General features: G+C 45.2%; 28 protein-coding genes. 11 read left to right on the plus strand and 17 right to left on the minus strand.

What is annotated here, in order from left to right; translation table 11 throughout:
* Nucleotides 1–54: 54 nt before the first annotated feature.
* The 3 genes from NL647_RS08880 to NL647_RS08890 all read left to right on the plus strand — a co-directional run bounded on the left by NL647_RS08880 (nt 55) and on the right by NL647_RS08890 (nt 2,678).
* Nucleotides 55–906 (plus strand): helix-turn-helix domain-containing protein, encoded by an 852-nt coding sequence (locus tag NL647_RS08880; RefSeq protein WP_253650014.1) that lies wholly within the window; start codon nt 55–57, stop codon nt 904–906.
* A gap of 86 nt (nt 907–992) precedes the next feature.
* On the plus strand, nt 993–2,345 hold the full coding sequence (locus tag NL647_RS08885) for an MATE family efflux transporter (RefSeq protein ID WP_017189759.1): 1,353 nt from the start codon (nt 993–995) through the stop codon (nt 2,343–2,345).
* A 66-nt stretch (nt 2,346–2,411) separates the two neighbouring features.
* Nucleotides 2,412–2,678 (plus strand): DUF2999 family protein, encoded by a 267-nt coding sequence (locus NL647_RS08890; protein WP_005448923.1) that lies wholly within the window; start codon nt 2,412–2,414, stop codon nt 2,676–2,678.
* A gap of 189 nt (nt 2,679–2,867) precedes the next feature.
* On the opposite strand, the gene NL647_RS08895 is transcribed toward NL647_RS08890, so the two are convergent.
* The 3 genes from NL647_RS08895 to NL647_RS08905 form a co-directional block, all read right to left on the minus strand.
* Nucleotides 2,868–3,689, minus strand: coding sequence for a hypothetical protein (locus NL647_RS08895; protein WP_253650015.1), 822 nt, complete (start codon nt 3,687–3,689; stop codon nt 2,868–2,870).
* Nucleotides 3,690–3,797: 108 nt separating this feature from the next.
* Complete coding sequence (locus NL647_RS08900) at nt 3,798–4,280, minus strand: methylated-DNA--[protein]-cysteine S-methyltransferase (RefSeq protein ID WP_253650016.1); 483 nt, start codon at nt 4,278–4,280, stop codon at nt 3,798–3,800.
* Nucleotides 4,277–5,644, minus strand: a complete 1,368-nt coding sequence (locus NL647_RS08905; RefSeq protein ID WP_253650017.1) for a DNA-3-methyladenine glycosylase 2 family protein — start codon at nt 5,642–5,644, stop codon at nt 4,277–4,279. Before NL647_RS08905 ends, NL647_RS08900 begins: the two co-directional genes overlap by 4 nt.
* A 203-nt stretch (nt 5,645–5,847) precedes the next feature.
* Here NL647_RS08905 and NL647_RS08910 point away from each other — a divergent pair, with 203 nt between their 5' ends.
* Together NL647_RS08910 and NL647_RS08915 are read left to right on the plus strand one after the other, a co-directional pair.
* Entirely contained in the window at nt 5,848–6,051 is a 204-nt protein-coding gene (locus NL647_RS08910; RefSeq protein WP_005448910.1) for a hypothetical protein, read from the plus strand.
* 349 nt (nt 6,052–6,400) lie between these two features.
* Complete coding sequence (locus NL647_RS08915; RefSeq protein WP_005448907.1) at nt 6,401–6,844, plus strand: DoxX family protein; 444 nt, start codon at nt 6,401–6,403, stop codon at nt 6,842–6,844.
* A 159-nt stretch (nt 6,845–7,003) separates the two neighbouring features.
* On the opposite strand, the gene NL647_RS08920 is transcribed toward NL647_RS08915, so the two are convergent.
* A complete protein-coding gene (locus tag NL647_RS08920; protein WP_005448905.1) occupies nt 7,004–7,897 on the minus strand; it encodes a LysR family transcriptional regulator in 894 nt (297 codons plus the stop codon).
* A 148-nt stretch (nt 7,898–8,045) separates the two neighbouring features.
* Between NL647_RS08920 and NL647_RS08925 the strand changes: the two genes are divergently transcribed.
* Nucleotides 8,046–8,399 carry a DUF413 domain-containing protein gene (locus NL647_RS08925; protein ID WP_009696586.1) on the plus strand — a complete coding sequence of 118 codons (354 nt, stop codon included), beginning with the start codon at nt 8,046–8,048 and terminating at the stop codon, nt 8,397–8,399.
* A 145-nt stretch (nt 8,400–8,544) separates the two neighbouring features.
* On the opposite strand, the gene NL647_RS08930 is transcribed toward NL647_RS08925, so the two are convergent.
* Nucleotides 8,545–8,796, minus strand: coding sequence for a DUF3081 domain-containing protein (locus tag NL647_RS08930; protein ID WP_005448903.1), 252 nt, complete (start codon nt 8,794–8,796; stop codon nt 8,545–8,547).
* Nucleotides 8,797–9,170: 374 nt separating this feature from the next.
* On the opposite strand from NL647_RS08930, the gene nagB reads away from it, so the two are divergent.
* A complete protein-coding gene (gene nagB / locus NL647_RS08935; protein ID WP_005448902.1) occupies nt 9,171–9,971 on the plus strand; it encodes a glucosamine-6-phosphate deaminase in 801 nt (266 codons plus the stop codon).
* A gap of 126 nt (nt 9,972–10,097) precedes the next feature.
* Here nagB and NL647_RS08940 read toward each other — a convergent pair whose 3' ends face one another.
* The 8 genes from NL647_RS08940 to NL647_RS08975 form a co-directional block, all read right to left on the minus strand.
* A complete protein-coding gene (locus NL647_RS08940) occupies nt 10,098–10,964 on the minus strand; it encodes a glycerol kinase (RefSeq protein ID WP_253650018.1) in 867 nt (288 codons plus the stop codon).
* 151 nt (nt 10,965–11,115) lie between these two features.
* A complete protein-coding gene (locus NL647_RS08945) occupies nt 11,116–11,544 on the minus strand; it encodes a hypothetical protein (protein ID WP_005434695.1) in 429 nt (142 codons plus the stop codon).
* A gap of 447 nt (nt 11,545–11,991) precedes the next feature.
* The gene (locus NL647_RS08950; protein WP_253650019.1) at nt 11,992–12,873 is read right to left on the minus strand and encodes an L-ribulose-5-phosphate 3-epimerase; all 882 of its coding nucleotides are present in this window, start codon (nt 12,871–12,873) and stop codon (nt 11,992–11,994) included.
* Between the two features lie 8 nt (nt 12,874–12,881).
* Nucleotides 12,882–13,529 carry a 3-keto-L-gulonate-6-phosphate decarboxylase UlaD gene (locus NL647_RS08955; protein ID WP_038880142.1) on the minus strand — a complete coding sequence of 216 codons (648 nt, stop codon included), beginning with the start codon at nt 13,527–13,529 and terminating at the stop codon, nt 12,882–12,884.
* Nucleotides 13,530–13,534: 5 nt separating this feature from the next.
* Complete coding sequence (locus tag NL647_RS08960; protein WP_005434688.1) at nt 13,535–14,356, minus strand: Cof-type HAD-IIB family hydrolase; 822 nt, start codon at nt 14,354–14,356, stop codon at nt 13,535–13,537.
* Between the two features lie 4 nt (nt 14,357–14,360).
* Nucleotides 14,361–15,053: an L-ribulose-5-phosphate 4-epimerase gene (locus tag NL647_RS08965; protein ID WP_009696581.1), complete on the minus strand. Its 693-nt coding sequence runs from the start codon at nt 15,051–15,053 to the stop codon at nt 14,361–14,363.
* 9 nt (nt 15,054–15,062) lie between these two features.
* Nucleotides 15,063–15,539, minus strand: a complete 477-nt coding sequence (locus tag NL647_RS08970; RefSeq protein ID WP_009702554.1) for a PTS sugar transporter subunit IIA — start codon at nt 15,537–15,539, stop codon at nt 15,063–15,065.
* A gap of 123 nt (nt 15,540–15,662) precedes the next feature.
* A complete protein-coding gene (locus NL647_RS08975; RefSeq protein ID WP_005434683.1) occupies nt 15,663–17,423 on the minus strand; it encodes a PTS ascorbate-specific subunit IIBC in 1,761 nt (586 codons plus the stop codon).
* Between the two features lie 386 nt (nt 17,424–17,809).
* Between NL647_RS08975 and ulaR the strand changes: the two genes are divergently transcribed.
* Nucleotides 17,810–18,565: an HTH-type transcriptional regulator UlaR gene (gene ulaR, locus NL647_RS08980; RefSeq protein ID WP_005448893.1), complete on the plus strand. Its 756-nt coding sequence runs from the start codon at nt 17,810–17,812 to the stop codon at nt 18,563–18,565.
* A 124-nt stretch (nt 18,566–18,689) separates the two neighbouring features.
* Complete coding sequence (gene ulaG, locus NL647_RS08985) at nt 18,690–19,757, plus strand: L-ascorbate 6-phosphate lactonase (RefSeq protein ID WP_005448892.1); 1,068 nt, start codon at nt 18,690–18,692, stop codon at nt 19,755–19,757.
* Between the two features lie 566 nt (nt 19,758–20,323).
* On the opposite strand, the gene NL647_RS08990 is transcribed toward ulaG, so the two are convergent.
* Together NL647_RS08990 and ureG are read right to left on the minus strand one after the other, a co-directional pair.
* The gene (locus NL647_RS08990; protein WP_253650020.1) at nt 20,324–21,028 is read right to left on the minus strand and encodes a carbonic anhydrase; all 705 of its coding nucleotides are present in this window, start codon (nt 21,026–21,028) and stop codon (nt 20,324–20,326) included.
* Between the two features lie 867 nt (nt 21,029–21,895).
* Nucleotides 21,896–22,519 (minus strand): urease accessory protein UreG, encoded by a 624-nt coding sequence (gene ureG, locus NL647_RS08995; RefSeq protein WP_253650021.1) that lies wholly within the window; start codon nt 22,517–22,519, stop codon nt 21,896–21,898.
* A 799-nt stretch (nt 22,520–23,318) separates the two neighbouring features.
* Between ureG and NL647_RS09000 the strand changes: the two genes are divergently transcribed.
* Together NL647_RS09000 and rnk are read left to right on the plus strand one after the other, a co-directional pair.
* The gene (locus tag NL647_RS09000) at nt 23,319–24,143 is read left to right on the plus strand and encodes an AraC family transcriptional regulator (RefSeq protein ID WP_253650022.1); all 825 of its coding nucleotides are present in this window, start codon (nt 23,319–23,321) and stop codon (nt 24,141–24,143) included.
* A gap of 225 nt (nt 24,144–24,368) precedes the next feature.
* Complete coding sequence (gene rnk, locus NL647_RS09005) at nt 24,369–24,761, plus strand: nucleoside diphosphate kinase regulator (RefSeq protein WP_042604974.1); 393 nt, start codon at nt 24,369–24,371, stop codon at nt 24,759–24,761.
* Between the two features lie 68 nt (nt 24,762–24,829).
* Here rnk and NL647_RS09010 read toward each other — a convergent pair whose 3' ends face one another.
* Both NL647_RS09010 and NL647_RS09015 read right to left on the minus strand, forming a co-directional pair.
* On the minus strand, nt 24,830–26,095 hold the full coding sequence (locus tag NL647_RS09010; RefSeq protein ID WP_253650023.1) for a RidA family protein: 1,266 nt from the start codon (nt 26,093–26,095) through the stop codon (nt 24,830–24,832).
* Nucleotides 26,096–26,209: 114 nt separating this feature from the next.
* Complete coding sequence (locus NL647_RS09015) at nt 26,210–26,392, minus strand: hypothetical protein (RefSeq protein ID WP_053052533.1); 183 nt, start codon at nt 26,390–26,392, stop codon at nt 26,210–26,212.
* Nucleotides 26,393–26,417: the final 25 nt, after the last annotated feature.

Here is a 26,417-nt window from a genome sequence, read left to right on the forward strand (position 1 = left end):
TTATTCGATTCATAATGATGAAATCATCATCCCCAAGAGCTATTGAATGCCCTCATGAGCAATATGATTTCGCCAATTCGACAAGTGCGACTCATTTTAGGTGAACCGTGTCGAGCGCTTGAATTTTCAGACATCCAAGAAGACCCATACATCGAGCCACATCGCCACGAGTACTGGGAGATAGTCTGGTGCTTGGATAATAGCGGAACGCAGAGCATCGATTTCGTCGAATACCAAAACCGCCTGGGTCGCTTATTTACCATATCACCAGGGCAGGTTCACCATTCCGAGTTCATGGGCAAAAACATTCGCATGTTGATATTCCGTCCCGGCTTTGCTGAAACCAATCCACGCAGCACCCAGTTGGTGAATAGCGTATTTTCTACGATTGAACGACCGCCATACCTCGATTGCAGCGAAGAGAGTTTTCCCTACCTAGAATCAATTTACACCCTAATCAAAGAAGAATGTGAAAGAGAGGATTGTGATTGGGATCTTGTCGAATCACTCATCAACAGCTTTCTACGTTATGCATTACGCTTTGCTAAAACACCGTCTCAAAAAGGGGAGCAGAAAGACGCTCGCATCGTACAGTTGACCGAATTAATTGAGCTGCATTATCGCGAACAAAAGAAATGCCAGTTCTACTCCGATGCCTTAGCTCTCACCAGCAAACGTCTAAACGAGTTAGTGAAAGCCGACAGAGGCAAGACGGTCACGCAACTGATTCATGACCGAATCATATTAGAAGCCAACCGAGAACTGGTGTTTTCGACGAAAACCGTCAAGACCATAGCATTTGAATTAGGCTTTGATGACCCTGCCTATTTCAGCCGCTTCTATCGGAAACAAAAAGGAGAAACACCAGCGGAATTTCGTCTCCGATGTTTAGATAGTGCAATATAATGGGCGGATAATCCCTTTTCGCCACGCTTGAATGTACTGATAATACCCGAACATAAATCCACCACATTCGGGTATTTTTCTATTCCATGGCTATCAATCTAAAAACTGATCCCATTTCAAAATCCTTTTATCAGTACCTGTGGCCTGCTCTCACTGGCATGGTGATCAAATCTTTGTTCATCATGGGCGATGCGTTATTTATCGGTTTGGGCGTTGGTCCCGATGGACTTGGTGCTATTGCCTTAGTCATTCCACCGTTTTCGATTTTTACTGCCATCGCCATGATGGTTGGCATTGGTGGCGCCGCAAAAATGTCGATCGAAATTGGTAAAGGCAACTCCGAGTCCAGCCAGATGTGGTTTAGCCAATCCATGTTGATTACCACTTTGCTATCCACTATCACGGTGACGCTCGCTCTCATTTGGTTAGATGAATTGATTGCCTTAATGGGCGCTTCAGGCAACTTGGCTCAGCTTGCTCATGATTACCTTGTTGTACTGTTACCGTTTTTTACTCTCTATTCCCTCGCTTGGGTACTGTCTTGCTTTGTGCGTAACGACACCAACCCCAAATTGGCAACCTATGCGATGTCGATTGGTGCCATTACTAATCTCGCATTTGATTACCTATTTATCATCGAGATGAACATGGGGATGAAAGGCGCAGCGTATGGTACGGCCATTGCTCAAGCGGTCATCGCACTGATTTTGTTGACTCACTTTGTGCAAAAGAAAGGCGCTTTGGTACTGAGCTTAAAAGGCATCGGATTCAGCAAAACCAAAGAGATTTTAAGCATCGGTACACCGACATTCTTTATCGAAGTCACGTCTGCAATGACCATTGTTTTGTTTAATTATGTCTTACTGACTCAATTTGGTGAGAGTCATATCATTGCCTACGGCTTGACTACGAACGTCGGTGTGTTCGCCCTCTTTGTCATGGTCGGCATCGCGCAAGCGTGTCAGCCAATCATCAGCTTTAACCACGGCGCAGCTCGCCCAGAGCGCATTGATGAGATCTTAAAACTAGGGTTAAAAACGGCAATTGGTAGCGGCACCGTCTTCCTAATGGGGATTTGGTTATTGGCACCCATAATTGCATCGGTGTACTTAGGTAACAGCAACGACTTGATCCCACTTGCCGCGACTGCACTCACCTTCTACTTCTTCGGCGTGCCTTTGATGGGGTTAAACATGGTGATTGCTAATTTGTTCCAAGCCATTGCCAAACCAAAGCAAGCAACACTCATTTCATTGAGCCGAGGGTTTGTTTTTGTTGCGTTGGGTGTTTTGATACTGCCTAAGTTCTTCCCCCACAACGGTATTTGGGCAAGCATTCTCTTCGCAGAGTCTTTCACCGCGGTGATCAGCTTGAGCATGTTATTCAATTACCGGAAACGCGCGGTAGAACCAACAAATGCTTTCGCGAGCAGTTCTTAGTTCAACCAAACCCAGCCAAATGATAAACTCGGGTTCTATTTCATTCTGTGATTAAAAGGAAATGCGATGAACCCGATTATTGCGCTGTTGAAAGAGAACAATATCAGCGACGAACAAATCAACGAGATTTTTCAGACTCTGACCCAAAACCCTCTTGCGGCAATGGCAACAATCAGCCAGCTAGGTCTACCACAAGACAAACTACAAATGCTGATGGCGCAAGTGATGCAAAACCCAGTGCTAATCAAAGAAGCGGTGGATGAGTTGGGATTGGATTTCTCAAAAGTTGAAGAAGCAAAAGAGAAGCTTCAAAGCCAAAATCAAGGCAACTAATTCCTTGTATACCTAGGTCACCTCGGATGCTTAGTTAAGTGAGAATCACTTGATTTGAAACCTGCGTTTGAAGTCGCTTGGGCATAGTAGAAAGCAGAAGGCAGTTAATCCCAATTGAGTGGGCTTAACTGCCTTTTTGTTATCAGGTTCAAGCCGTTATTTGCTACTTTCTATTCTCACGTATTCTAGCTACGCCAATGGTGAGTTCTCACAATACTTCTGGTCATCCGCAGTCAGTTTTTGCTTACTCGCTTGGCTTAAGTGGTAGTGCACCAACATCAATAAATCATGCGCGTAGAAAAGCTCAAAAGCGTCCTCTCCATTTTGTCGACAGATTGCTTCACAGCGATCAGCGTGCACTTTGGCTTTGAGTGGGTTTCCTGCTTTGAGCAAACTCATGGCTAAGCGATATTCTGCACGCTCTTCTTGCATCCAACCTCCCGCTACTTTCCAATACTCCAGCGCCAATGTAGCAGCCTCTAGCATGTGTTCTGCTTGCGCTTCAGAGCGTGTTTCAAGCTCTTCATATTGGCAGGCAAGGTTGTTACCCGTAATGGCAATTGAACGCGCTAAAGGCTCGGCAGCTTGATCTGAATCTATACCGTTGGCAGCTTTTGCTAACCACGTGCTCGCTTGCTCTAGTTCATTCATTGCTGACAGCTCGTTAGCAATTTGAGCAAACACGCGACGCTGATCGACATCATCTAGATCCGTAATCGGGTCTGTATTTTGATCAACGAAGTACTGTGCAACGGCTTTGGCTCTCTGACGCGCTAGACACTGAGTCGCTACGCCATTTTCGAGCTTATCTAAACTGGAGAGAAACTGGCTTGGGTCGTGCAGATGACCAATGGATGTGTGCAACATCAAGGGTAAGATGCGCTCAGCATGGTTAGTGTCTTCTACCTCGCTAAGCGCTTGTTCTAATTGATTGTATGTTTGTTGTGGCTGCGCTTCATGTCGCTGCCAGCTTTGGTTTATGAATGCATCAAAATCCGTATTGAAAGACATATCCTTATTATCCTTTTTCATTGCTCTGGATTGTTTATTAGCACAACAACCCTACACAAAATTTAGCCAAATAAGATAAACCTTGCCGGATTCTGAGAATGGTCTCACTTAAAGTGGCGTGCCCTTCTCCAATGCGAGTAATCGTTGCTTTCGCTCTACCCCGCCCGCATAGCCCGTAAGCTTGCCACTTTTGCCGATGACACGATGGCACGGCACCACAATCGAGATTGGATTTTTACCATTCGCTAGCCCCACCGCGCGTACCGCTTTCGGATTACCGATGGCATTTGCCAAGTCTTGGTAGCTCCATGTCTCACCGTAAGGAATAGTCGTTAGCGCATCCCAAACTTGAGTTTGGAAAGCCGTACCTGTCGCTGCAAGGGGCAAGTCGAATTCGTTACGCAGCCCAGCAAAGTATTCTTCCAATTGAGTAACAGTCTGGCTGAGCACTGCATGTTGATCATAACGCTCACCCAACTCGTCTGGTTTGGTGGTACACGTTTCAAACCAAATTCCCAGCAAACCTTGATCGTTAGCTTGAATGGTCACAGCGCCTAACGGACTTGGCATTACCGTATAAAGTGATTTCATGATTGATTCCATAAGTGAAAAGTCGCGTAACTGCCCCAAGGCGACGCAGTATGAGCATTCAATGACGGATAGTTTGGCATGGCTTTCTTCACCACCAAGTCTTTATCTAAAAAACAATCGGGCTGAGATTGGCCACGCAGTTGCGCATAACTCACCGTCCACGGACCAATGCCCTTTAATTCCAGCCATTGCTGCGGATCGGCTTCTGGGTTTTGCTGCATGTACTGAGCAAATCGCACGAGTGTGTCTTTACGGCTTTGCGGCATACGCAAGAAGCTAACATCGGCATTCGCAATGGCTTCTGGCGTTGGAAAGTGGCGCGCTTGCTGATCGTTACTGAGCGTTTCTACCAACAAATTAAGTTGTCCGATAGCCGCTTTGACCGACACTTGCTGCCCCAACACAGCGCGTACACCGGCTTCCCACGCACTCCAGACGCCCGGAATGCGAATCCCTTGGGTTTTCACCAACCCTGGCGCGATGTAATTAAGGTGCTGCTCCACCGTGCAAATATCCGCATCAAGGTCGAACATGCGACGCACTCCAGACACCAAATTCTGCAATTTAGTGACGTCTTCAATATCGAACTCCATCTCAAGGTAACCCTCCCCTTGAGTGACCTTAAATCGTGCATGGCAATCATCAAGTAGAACATTGCGCTGGTAAGCATCTTGTGTGACTTGCTCCATTCCTTCAATCGCACGCAGACGATAAAAGTCGAGCATGTGTTGCCAGTGCAAAGCGCCGCGATAAGGTAGCACGATTCGATTCGTCCCCACTCCATCAAACTCCTTTCTACGCACTTGAGAAGGCGTTAGCTGAAGGATCTTTTGGAACGCATCATTGAAACGTCGAGTGCTGTTAAAACCCGCGGCAAAACCGACTTCGGTGACAGACATCGAACTCGAATGCAGAAGCTGCTTGGCAAACATCAATTGCTGATACTGCGCATATTGCTTAGGTGACATCCCCAAATATTGCTCGAACAGCATGCGCAAGTAACGATCCGAGATCCCAAGACGATCGGAGAGATCTGCAAGGGACTGATGGTGTAACTCGCCTTGATCGATCATTTTGATCGCACGTTGGAATGTGGTTTCAACCCCTTTCCAAGCCCATGATCCTGGCGCACTGTCCGGGCGACAACGCAAACACGGACGATAACCTGCCTTCAAAGCTTGCGTCTTGTCAGTGAAGTACTCGACGTTTTCCTCTTTGGGCAAATTGGCTGGGCAGATCGGGCGACAAAAGATCCCTGTGGTTTTCACCGCAATGTAAAAGCGCCCATCAAAACGGCTATCACGTGCCATGCGTGCTTTTTGACATTGTTCGAAGGTCAACGATGTGTGTGGGTGGATGAGCATAGTGCTGTCCTTGCGTACACAGTGTGTGTTTAACGAGTGGGTAACTTGCTCGCCACTCGATCGGTATAACTTCATTGTAGAACGAGGAGTTACTGTAGATTAGCCATTTTCGGAACTCAATATTGAGAAATTTTGGCATTAGTAAATTTGTGCACTAAAGTTAGATCAGAACAACACAACAACGTCGGCTAAAGGGAATTGGCATGGACTTACATACGTGCGTGATTGTACTTAGAAATCACAAGGTTATTACCAGTAAATCAGTCGAGCACTCGATAGGGATTATCGAACGTGACTCTGATAACGAGATTTCAGAAATTCAAATCAATGCGACTGATGGTGTGAATATTCGCACTTATCACTACAGTAGTGTGGAAGACTCGCTTGAAAGCTTAATGAATCTATAAAAACTCCTTTCTCCCTTGTTAATCGTAAAAGCAAAAGAGCACAGCCCCCTGTGTTCTTTTTTTTTGCCCGTAGTACACAGGCGCCCTTCCAAAAGACCAACAAAAGTAAAGAATGTCATTCAAAATTTTACCAATTCCTTGATCAAATCCAGCACGTATGAGCACTAAAAACAAATACTTTTAACATTTTAAGTTAATGTATTTAAAAACAAAAAAACGTTCCATCGAATTTATCGAACGAGAACATCAAATTGCCCCAATTTTTTCTTTCTCTCCTCCTACCTACACTGATTTCAACAGCAAGGGAGTCACCACTCCTCATCAGAAAAATTCGAGAAAGGATAAAGTCATGAAAGCACTACTACAGAAAATCACTACTTCAAATGCAGGTTACAGCGCACTCGCACTTCGCATTCCAGTTGGCATCATCTTTATGGCGCACGGCGCCCAAAAACTTTTTGGCTGGTTTGGCGGTTATGGTCTTGAAGGTACAGGTCAATGGATGGCATCGATTGGTTTAGGTCCAGGCATGCTGATGGCATTTTTAGCTGGCAGTGCAGAATTTTTTGGCGGCTTGTTCATCTTGCTTGGTCTACTTACTCGCCCAGCAGCCGTGGCTTTAGCATTCACCATGGTGATCGCCATTTTCTCGGTTCACTTTGAAAACGGTTTGTTTATGTCGAATAACGGTTACGAGTTTGGTCTAGCACTGCTGGCAGCAAGCGTTTCTCTCGCTTTCTCTGGCGCAGGCAAAGCCGCATTGGATGAAACACTTCGTCAGAAACTGGCGTAAACGGGAGCAAAAACGACCTTCACAGTGCCACAACTCTCGCTTCAAGAAGGCGATTTATTTATAAACATATCGGCATTTCCCGAAACCCATACAAAAAACCCCTTGGCTTCACACCAAGGGGTTTTCGTTTAATTTTGCACTGGATCGCAAAAGCAGAAATTACTCGTCTGCTGGAATGTCGGCTATTTGCTGCAAGCTATACGCCGTTAACGGGTCAATCTCTTTTACGATTTCTTCAACCTGCTTAATCGCTTCTACAGACGTGCTGGCTTTGCGATAGCTCAAATAGATAGGACGGTACCAATCTTCTACGCCAGACACCTTGTGGAGCTGCCCGCTTGCAATAAACGGCTCTACCAGAGACGCTGGCAGGTATGCGCTGCCACCTTTCTCTAAAACGAAGTCTAACGCGATACGAGCGGTAGAAGTGCGAAGGTAAGGCGCTGGGATTTTCGGGTGACGTTCCGCGTGCTCTGAAGCGAAGCGCGTACCCCAATCAACGTAAACGTATTTCTTATCAAATACCGTATCAAGAGAATCTTGTTCGGTAGACACAAGCACCAACACCACGTCAGCAACTTTTTTGCAGTTAAGCTCATCCGCTTTGATTTGATCGAAGGCGAAAGCCATATCGAGTGTGCGCTCAAGCAGGCTGCGGCTTAGCATCTCACGCCCCATGACTTCTGCCATAAAGCCATAGCCACCAAATGAGTCTGTTACGACACTCAAACAGTTTTGCAGATAAGCATCCCAAATGTTCGGCGTACCACCCATGGTGAGCTGTAACGCTTTGCCATCTTCGAGGGATAATTCGAGTTTGGCTTGCTGCAAAGTGGTGACCATCACCTCTGCATAGCCTATTAAACGCTCACCTGCGGAGGTCAACTTTATGTTATTTCGATCACGAATAAACAACTGCGTATCGAAATAACTTTCGAGTTGTTTGATGCGTGCGCTCACTGCGGCTTGAGTAATGTACAAGTTCTCAGCAGCTCGTCCGAAGTGACGAACCTTTGCCAGCTCTAAAAATGTTCGAAAGACCTTTACATCCATAAACCATCTCCTGGTCAATATAAAACCAGATTAACAACTAATTAAAATTTTGACGACAAAAAAGTTTTGTTTTTCTTTTGTTAGCTTTGCGCCTAATTTTCGCCGTAATTCATCACATTCATCAATAACGGTTACAGAGGCTGTTGATATGTCTGACACTGAATTTCGTCATGGCAAAAAACGTTTTTACGACAACGTAAAATTCCCACGCGGCTTTGCAAAGTCTGGCGATTTTACTCTTTCGGAAGAGGAAATCCTAACAATTTATGGGGATACTATGCTTGGCCTAGAGTCAGGCGAGTTGACACCTGAGAACAGCGAAGAGAAACACTTCGTAAAAGTTCTGGAAAACCCAGGCAAAGCGAAAACTAAGATCGAGCGCACTTGGTTAAAATACACACAGTTAGCTCGTGGTCGCAAACGCTTCCACACGCTAAATGGTCGTAACAAACCAGAGGCGACAGATGACTACGCAGAAGAGAGCCTAGCAGAAGACGATTAACCGACTCTGCCAAGCCTTAATGCTTGGTTAATCCTCAGAATGTTTCATTCTGTGGAGTTGCAAAAATTTTTCTTTTCCAAAAGCCCAGAGGTGTTTCACCAAAGGGCTTTTTCATTTTTTAGTAAACCTATTGTACGGCGAACAATCACTTCGCCAGCATGGCGACCTTCTTCAAGAAGCTGTCTTTAAGATGCTCTTGGTCGTACTCTAGCTGATAGGTGTTGTGGAAACCCACTTTGAGCTCCACGCCATTGCCTCTCAGAAACACGTTATAGCCGTCGTAATCAGAAAAGGCTTCTACCCCTTCATACATCTTGCCAAACTCGGTAGGCGTACCGTTGTTCATCACACATTCGTATGCTTGCAGCACTTTGGTTGCGTCTAATTCGTTTTTCATTGCGATTCCCTCAGCAATAAACACACTTTAAGTATGGTTAAGGAAGAAACGCCGTGCCACACCATAGATTGCGTGAGATCATAACTTCGGCATTTTTCTTCCCTTTCTCCTACGCAACTCGGTTCAATTGGCTCGCTCATTCAGCCAAAAAACTTTTTTTCAGTCATAAATTTTAAACGCTAATCAACTAGTCTAACGCCCTCTATATAAGAGGGTAATCGCAACAAGCAAACGTAAAAACTGTTGAGAAAAGCAACATTGGTTAAAGAAAAAGCAAAATTTTGACCTAAAACAATAGCAGATCGTCATTACTTATTTTATAATGCGAATTAATGTTTCAGGACATCTTAAATTCCAATAACTAGGGGCACAAAATGAGACTTATCCCGTTAGCTCAAGCAGCACAAGTAGGCAAGTGGGCAGCAGCACACATCGCTAAGCGCATCAACGACTTCAAACCAACTGCTGAGCGTCCGTTCGTTCTGGGTCTACCTACTGGTGGCACTCCTCTAGCAACTTACAAAGCATTGATCGAACTTTACCAAGCAGGTGAAGTGAGCTTCGAACACGTTGTGACTTTCAACATGGACGAGTACATCGGTATCCCTGCGGATCACCCAGAATCATACCGTTCATTCATGTACAACAACTTCTTCAACCACGTAAACATTCAAGAAGCGAACATCAACCTTCTTAACGGTAACGCGGAAGATCACGAAGCGGAATGCCAACGCTACGAAGACAAAATCAAATCTTACGGCAAGATCAACCTATTCATGGGCGGCGTAGGTAACGACGGTCACATCGCATTCAACGAGCCAGCATCTTCTCTGTCTTCTCGCACTCGCATCAAGACACTAACTGAAGACACTCGTATCGCGAACTCTCGTTTCTTCGATGGCGACATCAACCAAGTTCCTAAGTACGCACTAACTATCGGTGTTGGCACGCTACTAGACGCTGAAGAAGTGATGATCCTAGTAACTGGTCACAACAAAGCACTTGCTCTACAAGCAGCAGTAGAAGGCAGCGTAAACCACCTATGGACGGTTTCTGCACTTCAACTACACCCTAAAGCAGTGATCGTTTGTGATGAGCCTTCACAACAAGAGCTTAAAGTGAAGACTGTTAAGTACTTCTCTGAGCTAGAAGCGGAAAACATCAAAGGTTTCTAATCCTTCGGGTAACAACCAAAGATAAACGCTGAATACACAAAACCCGTGAGTCATCACGGGTTTTTTCGTTTTTAAAGACTGGCAGGTTTGAAGGTGTAGGAATTTAAACTACCGTTAGCGAGGCGTTTAATAAGCTTGAATACCAAACTGGCGCAGACGTTTTGGCAATACCTCATCGAGTTTATCTAACTCACTCGGTTCGACCTCAATGAGGTTGAAGTTATGCTGCTCGTACACCGCACGAATCTTCTCTCGCTCCGCTTCTAACATCTCACCGGTGTCGCTGCCCCAAAACTGCAGATAGACTTTGCCACCCGGAAGGTAGAAATCGCTTGTCACCTCTTGGTCGATCGGCAGCTGACGCTCATAAGCGTGTACTACCCCTGCCAAATACAGCCAGTTATCGATCAGCAGTTCTCCTTTAGAACGAACATAATGCCCGTCTAAAGTGCGATGCTTAGCTTCAAACTTCTGGCGAAAACTAGAAAACGACTTATCTGTGGAATGGGACTCGGCATCTTGACCTAAAAACTCAATCACAGACTGCTTGAGACGCTTGTTACGTAGCACTACGTCGTGCCACACCACAAAGGTATTCTGCGACTCTTTATCGATTCTCTGCTGGCCACCAGCGCGGATTCCGGCTTCGGTTAAGCTCCAACCCTCTTCGGATTTGGTTATCCAACCTAATTCACTTAACAGCTGGTTCATGCGCTTGGCATTGAGCTTAAGCTTCTCACCCAACTGGGTTGCGCTGTAAGTTTTGCCAGATGTTGCGGCAAGCTCGATGTGCAAGTTGGTCGGCCATACGATGAACTGCCCAAATTTAGGGTGATCGACATACTCACCGCCAAACTTGGCGCCCTCTTCGGTCAAAATCCATTTCTCGTCTTGGCGAACGATGTAGCCTGCGCGTTTCAGATCAGCAAACAGCAGCTTGGCTTCTATCTGACGCATTTTTGCCAGCGCCGACGTCGATATTTTTTCAGACACGATTCATGCCTCCTGCTACTGTTTGAAATAAGGTAATGACTTGGATATTAACGCATTGATTTCATTGCTTGAAGTAAGAATAGTTGGGATTTTCTATCCACAACAAAAAAGGAGCACTTTGGCTCCTTTCTCTACATCGAATTGAATCGGCTTAATTATTCGCGAGTTTGGCAAATTTGCTGTAGGTGCTGATTTTGCCGTTGATGTACTCGATACCACTGTGCACATTGTTTTCGGTATGACCAACAATTTGGTATTCGACGATGAATTCACCGCTGATGACTTTGATAAACAAGAAGCCGTCGCTGACCTTCCATAACCCCTGCAAACCACGCTCGCTGAACAAGTCTTTTTCCACCAACGTGCCATTTGGTTTGAGCTCTAAAATCGACGAGAAACCGTCTACGTTCACTTTTACCCAAGGCTGTTGATGCACTTCGTAGCTGAGGATTTTGCGGCGTGTCTTCGCCCACTCACGCAGTTCTTGCTCTTGCGCTGGGGTGAGAATTGGCAGGTCTTCCATCTCCAATAGGGTGTGATGTTTTTCGTACCAGAAAAGTTGCAGATGGAGTAATTTCATTCAGATTAACGGGGTTTCATAACGACAAAGCGCAACTTTGCGCCAACCATGATGGTAAGTCAACCAATGAAACGAAAGAGTGCAGTTTTTACGAGGGTTAAAAACTGCACGTTCCCACGATGGGAAAACGGTGCCCAATAACGAGCACCGGAGCATATATACCCAAGTGACTTCAAGATGCAGGATTCAGAACGAGTCACTGACTCAAGTTCAAGGAAAATGAAGCAGCGTAATAGACAGCTATTTCCAAGTCGTTTGACGAAGAAATTGTTTCCGTGACTCGTTCCCGAAGGGCGAATTGCCTTGGCTTCCATACTTTGTTAACGATTTTTGATTTAGAACCACTAGATCTTCAAATCGTTGCCGCGTCTGCAAACCAAGTCACTTTCGCTGAACCACGCATCTCGAGGTTACTTGGGTATAACTGTTTATACAGTTAAGAGAGAATTATGCGGCAAACAACCTTGGTAATTCCGCATGATCACACGCTTGATTTAAGCGCTGTTGGGCGGTTTGAATGTGCGCGCGCCAATGTTCATCTTGCGCCCACATCTCAATCACCAGCGGCACGACGCAGTCTGTCTCTTTGAGTGTGCGGAAAATGGCATCGAAGTTCACTTCACCATCGCCAATCACTAGATCGCGGAACTGACCTTTGTATTCTGGCGTCACACGATAAGTGTCTTTAAGGTGGATTTGGGTAATGTGCGGCTTACTCAATTTCAGTTCGGTGCACACGTCATAGTTCCAACCCGAGATGTTGCCTACGTCTGGATAAGCAGTGAAATACGGCGAATTCACTTCGCGATTGAGCACCTCAAACTTACTCAATGAGTTAAGGTAATCGGTGTCCATGATTTCAACAGCAAGCATCACACCTGCGCGCTCTGCCAGTTTCGCCGCTTCCTTCATACCTTCAATAAAGCGCAAATGCGTGGCACGGTTTGCTGGCTCGTAATACACATCGTAGCCAGCCAATTGAATGGTACGGACGCCAAGTTTGTACGCCAATGCGATCGCCTTTTCCATGTGTAGCACGGCTTGCTCGCGTATCTTCGGATCAGCCGAGCCAAACGGGAACTTACGGTGCGCGCTCAAACACATCGACTGCAATGGCATGCCGTAGCGTTCGCACTGGTGACGCAGGGCATAAATCGTCTCGTCGTCCCAATCTAAGCGGCTGCGACGCTCGTCTGATTCGTCCACCGAGATCTCAAGAAAATCGAAGCCCAACTCTTTGGTCACGCTGAGCTTTTCTTCCCAAGTCAATTCGTTCGGCAACGCTTTCTCATACAAGCCAACACGATGACGTTGTAGGTTCTGATACATGTCGCCCCCTAGTTCCAGTAACGGTCGATTTGCGCTTTCAGTGCTTCTGCGGTTTCTTGCCCTTTGTCACCCGCCAATGCACGACCTGCGATAAAGGTTTTCGCTTTGATACCTTCAAACAGGTAGATGTCTTCTGGCACGATACCGCCCGTGATAGAGAGCTCGATACCTAGCTCAGAGAGTTGACGCATCTTGTTGATGTCAGCGTCTGTCCAGCCAATCCCTGCCAACTCTGCGTCGCGAGAACGGTGGTAAATCGCTTGAGTGATACCAAGATCCACCCACGCTTGCGCATCTTCCATCGTCCAGTTGCCGTAGATTTCGATTTGGATTTCGCCACTAAATTCATCCGCGACTTTTTTACACGCTTCGATGGTCGCAATGTGCGCTGCGGCTGAAACCGTAATCCAGTCAGCGCCCGCTTCAAACGCCATGCGAGACAAAATCGCGCCGCCATCAGTGGTTTTCATATCGCACACCAGAATGTGGTCCGGGTGGTTCTTACGTAGCGTCGAGACCGCATTCATCCCTTCTGCGAACGCGAGAATAGTGCCCACTTCAATCACATCGACGTAGCTGTGTACATTGCTTGCAACCGCCACGGCGTCAGTTAGGTTAGTTTGGTCTAGAGCGATTTGAATCATTGGTTTGGTCATGATGCTTATCCTTGAATTTTTTCACGTATCAGACGAGCTAAGCCGTCGTTATTGTTATCGGTTTCGCACACCAAACGGGCGCTTGAACGTACCGTCTCGTCTGCGTTATTCATGGCAACGCCTAATCCGGCGTAACGGAGCATGGAAATATCATTGTGGTTATCGCCCACGGCAATGACATGATTCGGGTGATAACCCAGCTCAGAAACGTATTCCGCCAGTCTTAAACCTTTGCTGTTGCCTTTTGCTGCGAAGTCTATGCGATTCGACCACGAGCGTTCGCCGTTGAATTTCTCTTTCACCCATGGGTTTTCAATCAAGCGTTCTACCGAGCTTGGTAAACCTTCCACCACGAACTTCCACACGAACTCGGTATTGCGCACTTCTTCACTGAACGAGTCGATTTTGTAGATCTTCGGTTGAAGATGCTCTGGCGCGGTTTTCGCCCACTTTTCCAACGCTTCCATGTAGTGAATTGGGTTGTAGTTTGAGTACGTCATGGCATCGGTTACGTACATCACCATCTTGACCTGAAACTCCTTCGCCAAGGCGATGAACGTCAGCGCGTCTTCCTTATCGATGGAGTTGTGCTTGAGCACTCGGTCATTGTGGTAGTCATAAACATAAGTGCCGTTGCAGCAGATGATAGGCGTGGTAAGACCCAACTCATCGTAATACGGACGTGCCGCAGTGTGATGGCGTCCGGTGACAATCACCACGTGACACTTCTGCTGCGCTTCTTGAATCGCTTTTTTCACCTCTGGGTGAATGCTGTGGTCATCGGTGAGGACGGTTCCGTCTAAATCTAAAGCAAGCACTTTGTACATGTCGTTACCTCTGCCCGTAGTAGGCGTTTTCACCGTGCTTACGCAGGTAGTGTTTGTCTGAAAGCTCAGGCTGGATCTTGATGCCGCTATTGAGTGAACGCGTTGCTAATGCCATGGCAGAAATCTCTTCCAATACCACCGCGTTATGCACAGCATCGTCTGCGTTGGTTCCCCAAGAGAAAGGCGCATGCCCTGCCACAATCACGCTTGGTACTGCCATTGGATCGATGCGGCGTTGACGGAACTCTTCCACAATCACTAAGCCGGTGTTCTTTTCATACTCTTCCGCAATTTCACGTTGTGAAAGCTTACGAGTACACGGAATGTCGCCGTAGAAGTAGTCGGCATGAGTCGTGCCCAATGCCGGAATATCAATCCCTGCTTGTGCCCAAATCGTTGCGCTGCGTGAGTGGGTGTGCACCACGCCGCCCACTTGTGGGAACGCTTTGTAGATCTCAATGTGGGTCGCGGTATCGCTGGATGGATTCATGTTGCCTTCCACCACATTGCCGTCTAAATCGACCACCACAATGTGCTCAGCGCGCATACCATCGTATTCCACCCCCGACGGTTTAATCGCAATCACGCCGCGCTCGCGGTCAATCTCAGACACGTTGCCCCAAGTGAAGGTTACTAAGCCGTATTTCGGCAGTTTGAGGTTGGCTTCGAGCACACGTTGTTTCAGTTCGCTGTACATGATTTCTCCTTAGGCTGTGACAGCCAGAGCTTCATCAATCACGTTGAATACATCGGTTTTGCTGCGGCAACGGCGAAGCTTGTCCAAATCCACGCCCGTTTCACTGTCTTCATCATCCAACACTTGGGTCACTTCCATCAGACCTTCCATGTGCTCGTCTGAAGAGCTGCCCGCTAGCGTGATTAGCACATCAACTGGCTCGTCTTCGCCTTCAAAGTAGATTGGCTCTTCTAGCGTAACCAGTGCGAAAGCAGTTCGAATCACGCCGTTTTCTGGGCGTGCGTGTGGCAGTGCCAAGTTAGGCGCGATGCAGATGTAAGGACCTAACTCTTCCACGCTGCTGATGATGGCGTCATGGTAAGAAGGCTGAATCGCACCAGAGGCAATCAACATGTCCGTACCAATCTTGATGGCTTCACGCCAGTTAGATGCTTTTGCTTGCAGTTTGATTGAGTTGTTGTCGATCAGTGATTGTTTTAATCCCATTGTTCTATCTCCAGTTTGGGTGCCGTGACTTTGGCTTTTCGAAGCCCGGCACCACTGTTGTTATCCGCTGTTTGTTATTGGTTTCTTATCTCTTCATTAAGAAAAGTATTTGGTCATGCTTTTTTATTTTGCTGGTACAAAGTTTTTATTGATGATGTCGAGTAACTCGTCCCCGAAGGAGTTAGGGTTAAGCATGTTTTGCACCCCAAGTACAAACTTGCCTTCGCCTGGTTCCATCTCCGCAGACAGGTGCTTCGACGATACGATGATGTCCGTGCTCGCAAGCTTCGACTTGTAGTCCGACACTGCGCATGAGTCCATCACGTGAGGAATGCCTTTCTTCTCTAAGTATTTGCCGATCTTCATTTTCATCATCATCGATGAGCCTTGACCATTACCACATACCGCTAGGATGCTTACTGGGCGCAGACCGTCGCTCGCTTTGATTGCTTGCTCTACCGCTTCAATCACTTCTGGCTCTTCACTGATTTCTACTGTGCCTTGCGCGTCTTCTTCAGCACGTAGCTTGCGAGAAGCGAAGAACATGTAAACCAGAGACAGACCAACAAGAACGAAGAAGAACATTTTCGATGCAGACAGACCTTGCATGATTGGTGGGAATACAAGCGCCCAGTCCGCCATGCCCATCCAGCCGTTGAATTCTGTGCCGTGTTGGCTAAATAGGTGGATAGCCCAAGCAGAACCTAGTACCTCGATGATGCCCATCACGAAACAGATCTTCATCACCGCTTTCCAGCCACCGAAGTGGTTAGCAAATACGCCGATGGTCGCGTTAGAGAAGAACATTGGAATGAAGCCAGGGATGATCATGATTGGCGCATCGAATGCCAGCATTGCCAGTACTGCCGCGAACTGACCCAGCGCACCCCACATGAAACCAAATACCATTGCGTTTGGAGAGAATGCGTAGATAGCCGCACAGTCAATCGCCAGTACCGCATTTGGAATCACGCGCTCAGAGATGCCTTTGAACGCTTCAGACAGCTCAGCAACGAACATACGCACACCAGCTACAATCACCTGAATCGCTACAGCGAATTTCAGACCCGTTTCTAGGATGTAGATAGTCCAGTGTGTGGTGCCCGCCATTTCTTGAAGGTTATCAAGACCGAATGAAAGCAGAATGATGCCGAAGAACACCGTCATCACGATCGCCGTTGCTGCGATGCTATCGTGGAAGATGTGTAGCCATTTAGGCAGTTCTAGGTGGTCAACGCTGTCGTTCTTATCACCCAGTTTTGGCGCTACTTTTGTTGCAATCCAAGACGCGACCTGTTGTTGGTGACCAATTGAGAAACCCGCCCCGCCGGTGACTTCTTCCGTTGGCTTGAACATGATGTTGGAGGAGATACCCCAGTACAGCGCCATTAACACCGCAGAGTAAATGATGGTTTCCCACATGCTTGCGCCAAGCACAAAGTAGAACACCGCAATCAGACCCGCTTGCTGGAACATGATGTGACCAGTCAGCATGATGGTGCGGATACCCGTGTAGCGGCGGAACAGTACCAAGAGGATGTTGATACCTAATGCCAACAGAACGGCGTAACCCACCCAAGAGTAGTTGTCGCCCATCGCTTCCATGGTAGACATCATGGAGGTGTAAGGGTCAATGACTGAGCCGGTTAGCCCGTGATATTCAGAAAGTTTGGAAATCACAGGTTTGAAGCCAGCAACTAGGGTGCCCGCACCCACTTGAACCAGCATGAAACCCACGATCGTTTTGATGGAACCTTTAATGATGGTGGTGGCGTCTCTTCTCAGCAACCAATAGCCAATGCATGTTACCAAACCCAGTAGTAGTGGGGCTTTGGTCATAACTTGGCTGTAAAAAATATAGAAGATGTCGTACAAGAACTCCATATCTTTACCCCTAGAGTGTTTTTTATTTGTAATCGTATGTAGGTCAGAGTGATTCCATCTGATGTCGTAGAATCTACTCAGTTTTTGCTCACGAAATAAACTCTAACAATCAAAAGTAATCACGCAATGCTCATTTGTGATTATTTTGATATTTATCAATTTTGCCTTCCAAAAAACCCCACAAATGGTAAGCGGATCACACACAAAAATTAAATTATCAATAAATACAATGACTTATGAAATCTTGTGATGAAGTTCAGATTTTCATCAGTCTTGAATTTGACAATCAAGAGCGTGATTAATAGAATCAAAACAAATCACAAGTAATCACCAAATAATCACTAGATACACATTTCGGTGAATTTGAATCAAATAGGGTGATGGGTATGAATGAAGTACAAAGACACAATGGCATTCTGTCTTTATTAGAAGAAAATCAGACGATTAACGTCTCACACATTATTGAGAGCTTTAACGTCTCTCCGGCTACGGCTCGCCGTGATATCTCTAAACTGGATGAACTAGGCAAACTACGCAAAGTACGCAACGGCGCAGAACGCGTCGAAGCAGAAAAGAAAAAATGGTCACCGCTGAACATCAACAGCACTGAGCATTACGAAGAAAAATCCTTGATTGCGATGCAAGCCGCTGAGCTTTGTCAGCCTGGCGACAGCGTGGTCATCAACTGCGGTTCGACCGCTTTCCTACTTGGGCAGAAGTTGTGTGGGCAAGACGTGCAGATCGTCACCAACTACTTCCCATTGGCAAGCTACCTGATCAATGAAGACCATGACGATGTGATCATCATTGGCGGTCAATACAACCGTTCACAAAAATTGTTCTTAAATCCGGCGCCCAACTCGCTTGGCAGTTACGCAGGCAATTGGATGTTCACCTCGGGCAAAGGATTAACCGAAGCCGGACTCTACAAAGCCGACATGTTAACCGCGGTGGCTGAGCAGCAAATGCTTGAGCAAATCGACAAACTCGTCGTCGTGGTAGACAGCTCCAAAGTGGGTCACAGAACGGGCATGTTGTTCTGTCCTACCGAGAAAATCGACATTCTGATCACTGGCAAAAACGCCAACCCAGAGGTCATCAAAGCGATAGAAGCAAAAGGGACACAGGTCATTCTGGTCTAACGCGCCCTAGCCTCTTTCTCAAATAAATAAAAATAATTCAGCTCAGTGCCTTAACCACAAATTAAGGCGCTCGGCTCCCTACATCCCAAATTTAATAAAAATTGTGAAACAAAAAGGTGTTGCTATGAGTAAAGTAAATGAAATCACTCGTGAATCTTGGATCCTAAATACATTCCCTGAGTGGGGTACCTGGTTAAACGAAGAGATCGAAAATACGGTGGTAGAACCAAATACATTCTCGATGTGGTGGCTAGGTTGTACAGGTATCTGGTTGAAGAGTGAGGGCAACACCAACATCTCTATCGACTTCTGGTGTGGTACGGGCAAAAAGACACAAAAGAACGCCTTCATGAAGAACCAGCACCAAATGATGCGTATGGGCGGTGTCGAAGCACTGCAACCAAACCTACGTACTGCTATCTTCCCGCTTGACCCGTTTGCTATCAAAGAGATCGACGCTGTGATGGCATCCCATGACCATGCTGACCATATCGACGTTAATGTCGCGGCAGCGGTACTGCAAAACTGTGGTGACCACGTGAAGTTCATCGGTCCACAAGCGTGTGTCGATTTATGGATGGGTTGGGGCGTGCCAGAAGAGCGTTGTGTTGTCGCGAAAGTGGGCGATGTACTTGAAGTCGGCGACATGAAGATCCGCGTACTGGATTCATTCGACCGTACTGCACTTGTCACGCTGCCAGAGGGCACTTCTTCTTACGATAAAGAAATCCTCGACGGCATGGACAAACGCGCGGTGAACTACCTGATTGAAACTTCAGGCGGCTCGGTTTACCACTCTGGTGACTCGCACTACTCGAACTACTACGCCGCACACGGCAACGAATACCAAATCGACGTGGCACTGTTGTCATTCGGTGAAAACCCACGCGGCGTGACTGACAAGATGACATCTTCTGACATCCTACGTGCAGCAGAATCATTGAATTGTGATGTCGTGATGCCATTCCACCACGATATTTGGGCGAACTTCCAAAACGACCCACGCGAAATCGAAGTGTTGTGGAACATGAAGAAAGACCGTCTGCAATACAAGTTCGCACCGTTCTTCTGGCAAGTGGGAGGCAAATACACCTTCCCTACCGATAAAGGTCGCATGCACTACCAACACTTCCGTGGCTTTAGCGACATCTTCAAAAACGAACCAGAATTGCCATACAAAGCGTTCTTGTAATTCCGTCGCAACGTCAGACAGCGAAAACCAAAAGGGCTCTCAATTGAGTCCTTTTTTATTGCAGAAACCGCAGATTATACAGAGCGCACTTTCTACGACGATTAACATTCGCTATCTAATAAGTAGGAGAGCTTTCAGAGAGACTCACGCTCTCAAAAAACCTAGACGCGAGTGCACATCTACAAGCATTCTAATAAATGCCAACTTCGCTCTAACTTACGCTCAATATCGACAATATCCGTCTAAAGCCTCAAAGATAAACCACTTAAAATTTAGCCACTTAGGCATCATCCATCGACAAAAATCATTTGATGTACTGCTTACAAGTCCAATGTTAAATTGGTTTCGGTTAGTACATCCGAGTGCAATGTGTGACTGCGTTCGATGTCGCTTAAGTGTCAAATCTCCAAGGACGGAGTACCCATCAGGCACTTGAGTTCCACTTGATGTATGCTCTTATTTTTAATATCAAAAAGGACTCACTAAGAGTCCTTTTTTTCGTTTAGACAACCGTTAATCTCAGATAGCACGTAAACCGCGTCAGACTTCGACTTGCCATTGATGGGTTAGTTGAGAATGAGTCGAGCGTTAATCGGCTGGATAGGACGATTGTTCTTGCCCATGATTTCCATAAACGCTTTCACTTGCGCTGCAGATACCGTTTGAACCTCTTTTAGTACTAACCAACGAACGCCTTCAGAACATGGCGGTGTCGTTAACGAGCCATTGAATCGGTAGTAGCTGTGCTTAGAAGGAATGAGAGACTTGATGCTCACTGGTGCAAAGCTGGTTGTTTTGCCTTTTTCAAAGTCATGCTTTAGCAACTGCTCCAATGCTGGGTTTTCATCTCCTAGCTTATAGAAGACTGCCACAACCGCTAGATTGCCATCCTTATCAGCATGAACAAAGTGCGCCTCTAGCGGGTACTCTTTTCCGTTGATGTGATTTTCAGATGGCGTATGGAAGTGAAACTGAGAAAGCGTGAACTTTTTATCGTCAACCAATAGCGTGTTATTGCCTTCAACATTGGCTTGCAGAGTATGGCCATTATCAATAGCAGAAACGGCATCACCTAAATAGTTGATGTTGATTTCATCCATAATACCCAACACGGTTGATTGAATATTAACAGGACTTTGGTTCTTACCTTGCTGGCAATCTTCAGAGAACTTACCCCAAAACTCAGGTCCATTCTCGCCTTCATATCCCCAATGCGCAGCATGTGCTGTAGAGCTCAATAAAAGGCTAATCGCTAACAGTGATTTCTTCATCTTATCCTCATTTAATAAATTAAGAAAAATCAGATAATTAGTAAAACCTCAAAGTCATCACAGTGTCAGATAAATATAAACACATCCATAATCAACATTTATCAAAATGAATTAAGCAAATATTTAAACCACTTTGGAACAGAACTAATAGTAAGGTTTGTATTTCACCATCAGACTAGATTATTTCAACATAAAGGAATCACAGCAAAACTGCTTGAAGCCTTATTCTTATACCTTAATAATCCAAACGCAAAACAAACATCGTCTAAAACGACATCAATTTACCTCGTCATAAAAAACCGAACTCTAATTCAGAGTTTACTGCAAACTAAAACTATCATTTAAAAAGACATACGATTATGAGTGAATATATCTACGTTTATGATGACAAAATCTTGGATGAATACCTAGATAAAGTGAATGCTCGTAAAGATATGATTAATCGAACGACATTAAGATTATTTGCCAATGAGCTTAAAATTGAACTTTCAGTCGGTAGGCTTAAAGCAAAAGAGTTTTACGACTATATAAGAAGACCCAAGAACATCATTAGGTTATTGAAGTAGGGACTATTTAATAATCTGCTCCAGATATTTAGATTCGGCTTCAACCACAACTGAACGCATTGAAACAGAACGTGAGTCGTATACTATAGTTTTCATCAAACGTTACTACACAATTGTTTGGTTTCACTTTGGTTCCGTAGATGTAATCATCTACTTTTCCTGCTATTGATTCTTTGCAGCTTTAAGCATTTAAAGCTGCTTTTTTTCAGTATCGACTCACTGTGGATATTAGGCATAGAAACGACTGCAAACAAACGCAATACTTCATGATACGCAGCAGTTTCTATGGCGTACTTCGATGCTATCTCTTTTCAAGCATGCCTTTATCGACAATGAAGTCTATGATTTCTTGCAGCCCCTTCCCTTCTTTCAGGTTGGTAAACACATAAGGTTTTTCTGGACGCATTCGAGCGGTATCCGCTTCCATGACCTCTAATGATGCTCCAACGTAAGGCGCAAGGTCTATTTTGTTGATAACAAGCAAGTCAGAGCGTGTAATGCCCGGTCCGCCTTTGCGTGGAATTTTCTCCCCTTCCGACACATCAATCACATAGAGCATCAAGTCAGCCAGTTCAGGGCTAAACGTGGCACTGAGATTGTCACCACCACTTTCGATAAATACCACGTCTAGGTTTTTGTGCCGCGTAGAGAGCTCCTCCACCGCAGCAAGGTTCATCGAAGCGTCTTCTCTAATCGCGGTATGCGGGCAACCACCGGTCTCAACCCCGATAATACGGTCTGCATCTAAGGCTTCTGCCTGAGTGAGTATCTTTGCATCTTCTTGTGTGTAGATATCGTTAGTGACGACAGCGATCTGATAAAGATCTCGGAGAGTTTTGCACAGAACCTCTAGCAATGCCGTTTTACCAGACCCAACAGGTCCACCAACGCCAATTCGCAAAGGTTGTTTGTAGTCTTCTTGCATAAGAGTTGTCCAAATTATGGATGGAGTTGAAAATTCGATGTGTAATTATTTAATGGCTAATAATGAAAAAGCCGAACGTTATTGAAAGTCACCAATCAAGAGGATGATTTTAAATGGCGCTCATCAAGCAACAGGTGATGATTGTTTTATTGAGTATTGGAGTATTGAATAAGGCACTGAGTTGTGAATGGTTTGAGAGTGATTAGGCAAACTCATTGGCGAAGTTTTTGACTAACTAACCCGTAAATATTGATAACGAAGGTTTGCAATTTTTATCATCAACAATGTCTACATGATTCGACTGGTAGGTTATGTCTCCTAACCACTCTCGAAGCAAAATATACAATAAAAGCCTCACCATTCCATTCCGATATCAGCCCATAAAATTTAGAATTAGAATTCAGGCTAAATTATCTGAACATTGTGACTTCATATCTACATCCTAAGATGTTCAAAATACTTCAAGCACCATCTCTGCATAAATAACACTATTATCAGGTGTGCTATTGATGCTCAATTCAGCTATGTGACTCGTAATCTTAATTTTCATGATTGATAAAAACAAAAACATTATTCATTACTTTCAATAAGTTAAATAAAAAATCAATAGCGCCTATTTAGATTTGAGCTCAAATTACTGAGATAAGACACTTTCTTTGATGAATTTATGAAAAGAACAAAGGAGTAGCGTTATACTGTGCGTTGTACTGTCGCATGGATGCTTTTCTTTTAGCCCAACTTACTGCCTGTAGTAAGCCCAATTATGAGATAAGCAATAGTGGAATATAGATATATTGAAATGTTCAAACCCGTAAAACTTGAGGAGTTTTACGTAGAGTATCACTACATTGTCAACATCGCCTTTGCCAAGGGGACGGTGTACATCAATGAACAACAAATCACCATCGATGGTCCTTCAACCTTAATCATTCCTCAATTTACCTGCTTGTCGTGTAATTTGACTCAAAAGTCGTCATTCTCACCATTGCAGATTCAGTTGTTAATCGTGACCGATGAGATGCTCGAATCCTCACTGCTTCAGCTTCCCCAAAAACGTAGCTTTGTTAAAAACACTGTCGCCCATCAACTGCCAACACCAGTGGATGTGGACAATAACTTTCAGCTACTCAAAGAAGTGTATGACTCCTTAAGTAGAGATGCATTAAAGATCATGTTCTTAGAGCAAACGCTGTACTTCATACTGCTCTCTCTTTGCGAATCGGGTATCGATGTTTTCAATGTCTTTCAGTTCAATTACGAAGAAAGCAAACGCGAAGTCATCGCACGAATGATCACGAAAGAACCACAAAGAAAGTGGCAAATTCAAGATGTCGCCAAGCAACTGTTTACCTCTACCTCAACATTAAGAAGGCATTTGCAGAAAGAGAACCTGTCGTTTAGCCAGCTATTGGTAGATGTAAGAATGGGGCTTGCATTGAACATGCTAACGTTCACTTCCTACAACGTTTCACAGATCAGCAACCGCTGTGGATTTGGTAGCGCCGCTTATTTTTGTGATGCCTTCAAGAGAAAATATCACTTAACGCCATCACAGTTCCGAGCTCAGTCTAAGAAGACCAGTGATGCGTCACTTGTCTCCACAAGAAGTGACGATGTGAGCTAACACCGCTCCAGAAAAAGGCAGTGGATGACGGATCGAGCGTGAAGCCTTGCGCTTTCTGCTCACTCTATTTTGCTTTTCATTTAAATCACCAATCATTGCGTCCAGGTAACGTTTTCTCTCGTCCTTCAGGAGTATGGTGTTTCGCTTTATGTACTAGAAAACTTCACGATATACCCAAGCCATCTCAAATGGCTGGGTCATAAAAATTAGATTTAGGGAAATATTATGTCTAATTCGATCACCGTTACATCTGATGACTACAACAACATCTGTCGATTACTGGATAACATTCCGAATTGCAGTGACGAGCTGCTTAAATTAGAAGATGAAATTGACCGCGCTTTGATTGTCGATGCACACGAGATCGACAACAATATTGTCACGATGAACTCTAAGGTGACGTTCAAATTCCTTGGTGAGGAAGAGCAGATTCAGAAAGTGCTCGTGTATCCAAACCAAGTGAAAGATAACTCACATATATCTATACTAGCCCCGATTGGCATGGCACTTATCGGACTGTCTGTCGGTCAATGCATCGATTGGACACTGCCAAACGGCAACAAAAAAACCATCGAGATCTTGGATGTCGTTTTTCAACCAGAAAGAAATATAGAGTAGAGATAATCCAACGAATAAACTCAATCATCAGCCATCACTCTTAACCAGAGTGATGGCTTTGTATTTGATTACACTTGTGGCGGTGTGCCTTCTGCGTTTGACAGAACACAATCCATTTGAACTTTTGCACCTAGCGCAATGTTAGATACAACAATCACGGTTCTTGCCGGCAAATCGCCATCAAAGAAAGTGGCGTACACCTCGTTGATTGCATCAATATCAGCAATGTCAGTCACTTGAATATTGACCTTAACCGCGTCATTCATCACGTGACCAATACTCTCAACGATCGCTTTAATATTTTTCAAACATTGCTCAGCTTGCTCTTTAGCCCCACCTTGAACCAACTCATGGTTCAGTGCATCTATCGGTAGTTGCGCGGAAATGTGGTTATAGTGAGAAAACGCCACAGTTTGCGTCGCAAGCGCATCAAGAGGAGCATTCAGCGTGTTGTTTGCCTTAATCACAATGCCATGACGATCTTCAACTTCTTGAGGCGGCGTACCGTCACCATGAGAAATCACGGCATCAATTTGTACTGCAGCGCCCATTGGCAGCGCTGAAGCTTGAATAACCGAGCGAGCAGGCATGTAAGCCACGGCTCTTGCGATCGCCGAATCTGGGAAGAAAGTACGGTACACTTCGTTCACTGATTCAATATCTGCTAGATCTTGCAGGTAAACGGTCGTTTTTACGATGTCATCTAGCGGAACATCAATGCTCTCTAGAATGTTTTTGATGTTTTGCAGACATTGATGAGTTTGTTCTTTTACGCCACCTTCGACCAAGTTTCCTGTCGCTGCATCTACCGGCAACTGTGCGGAGATGTTGTTGTAGTGCGAGAATGCGACCGTTTGTGTAGAAATCGGATTGGTCGGGGCTAGATCAGTATCACGCGATACCTTGATTAAGTCACATGGCTTTTGGGGTGTTGTCCCCTCTCCATTAGAAATAAGCGCATCCATTTGTAGTAACGCTCCTTCAAAAGGCACCGCCTCAATCGCCAGCACTGTGCGTGTTGGTAAAAGGTTCGTAAAGAAAGTCGTATATGCCTTATTTACTTCTTCAACGTCATGAATGTTGGTCAAGTAGACATTTACCTTAACGACATCATCCATTACATGATCAATGCTCTCTACAATTCTTTTAATGTTCAAAAGACATTGTTTGGCTTGCTCCTGAATGCCACCTTCAACAAGCTGGTTGGTTTGAGGATCAATCGGAAGTTGAGCGGAGATATTGTTGTAGTGAGAAAACGCAACACTTTGCGTTGAATGGCTGTTGAGTGGTGCAGTTTCTGTATTTCTAGAGCATTTAATAATGGTGCCAGTCATTTTAATGTTACCTTTAATTAATGATAAAAGTATTTAACTTACATAAACATCATGGAGGCTAGAAAGGAGAGCCATTAGCTATATTTCATTCCAATTCAACATAGAATAATAAAATCAACTGCTTCTGTTATATCCATCTTTTAAACCATAGATAAATAGAGCCAAGATCAACAAAGAAGCGGTGATAATCAGAATAGTTCCTAATATATCGATTTTATTTAAAGAGAAAGTAATCATCCCGGATAGAACCCCAACAAGGATGACTAAATCAATTAATATGCCTCTAAATATTTTCATACCTCTCCTTTCACAAACAATCACA

Origin of the sequence: Vibrio sp. Y29_XK_CS5 (assembly GCF_024181835.1) — a bacterium.
GTDB lineage: Bacteria > Pseudomonadota > Gammaproteobacteria > Enterobacterales > Vibrionaceae > Vibrio > Vibrio harveyi.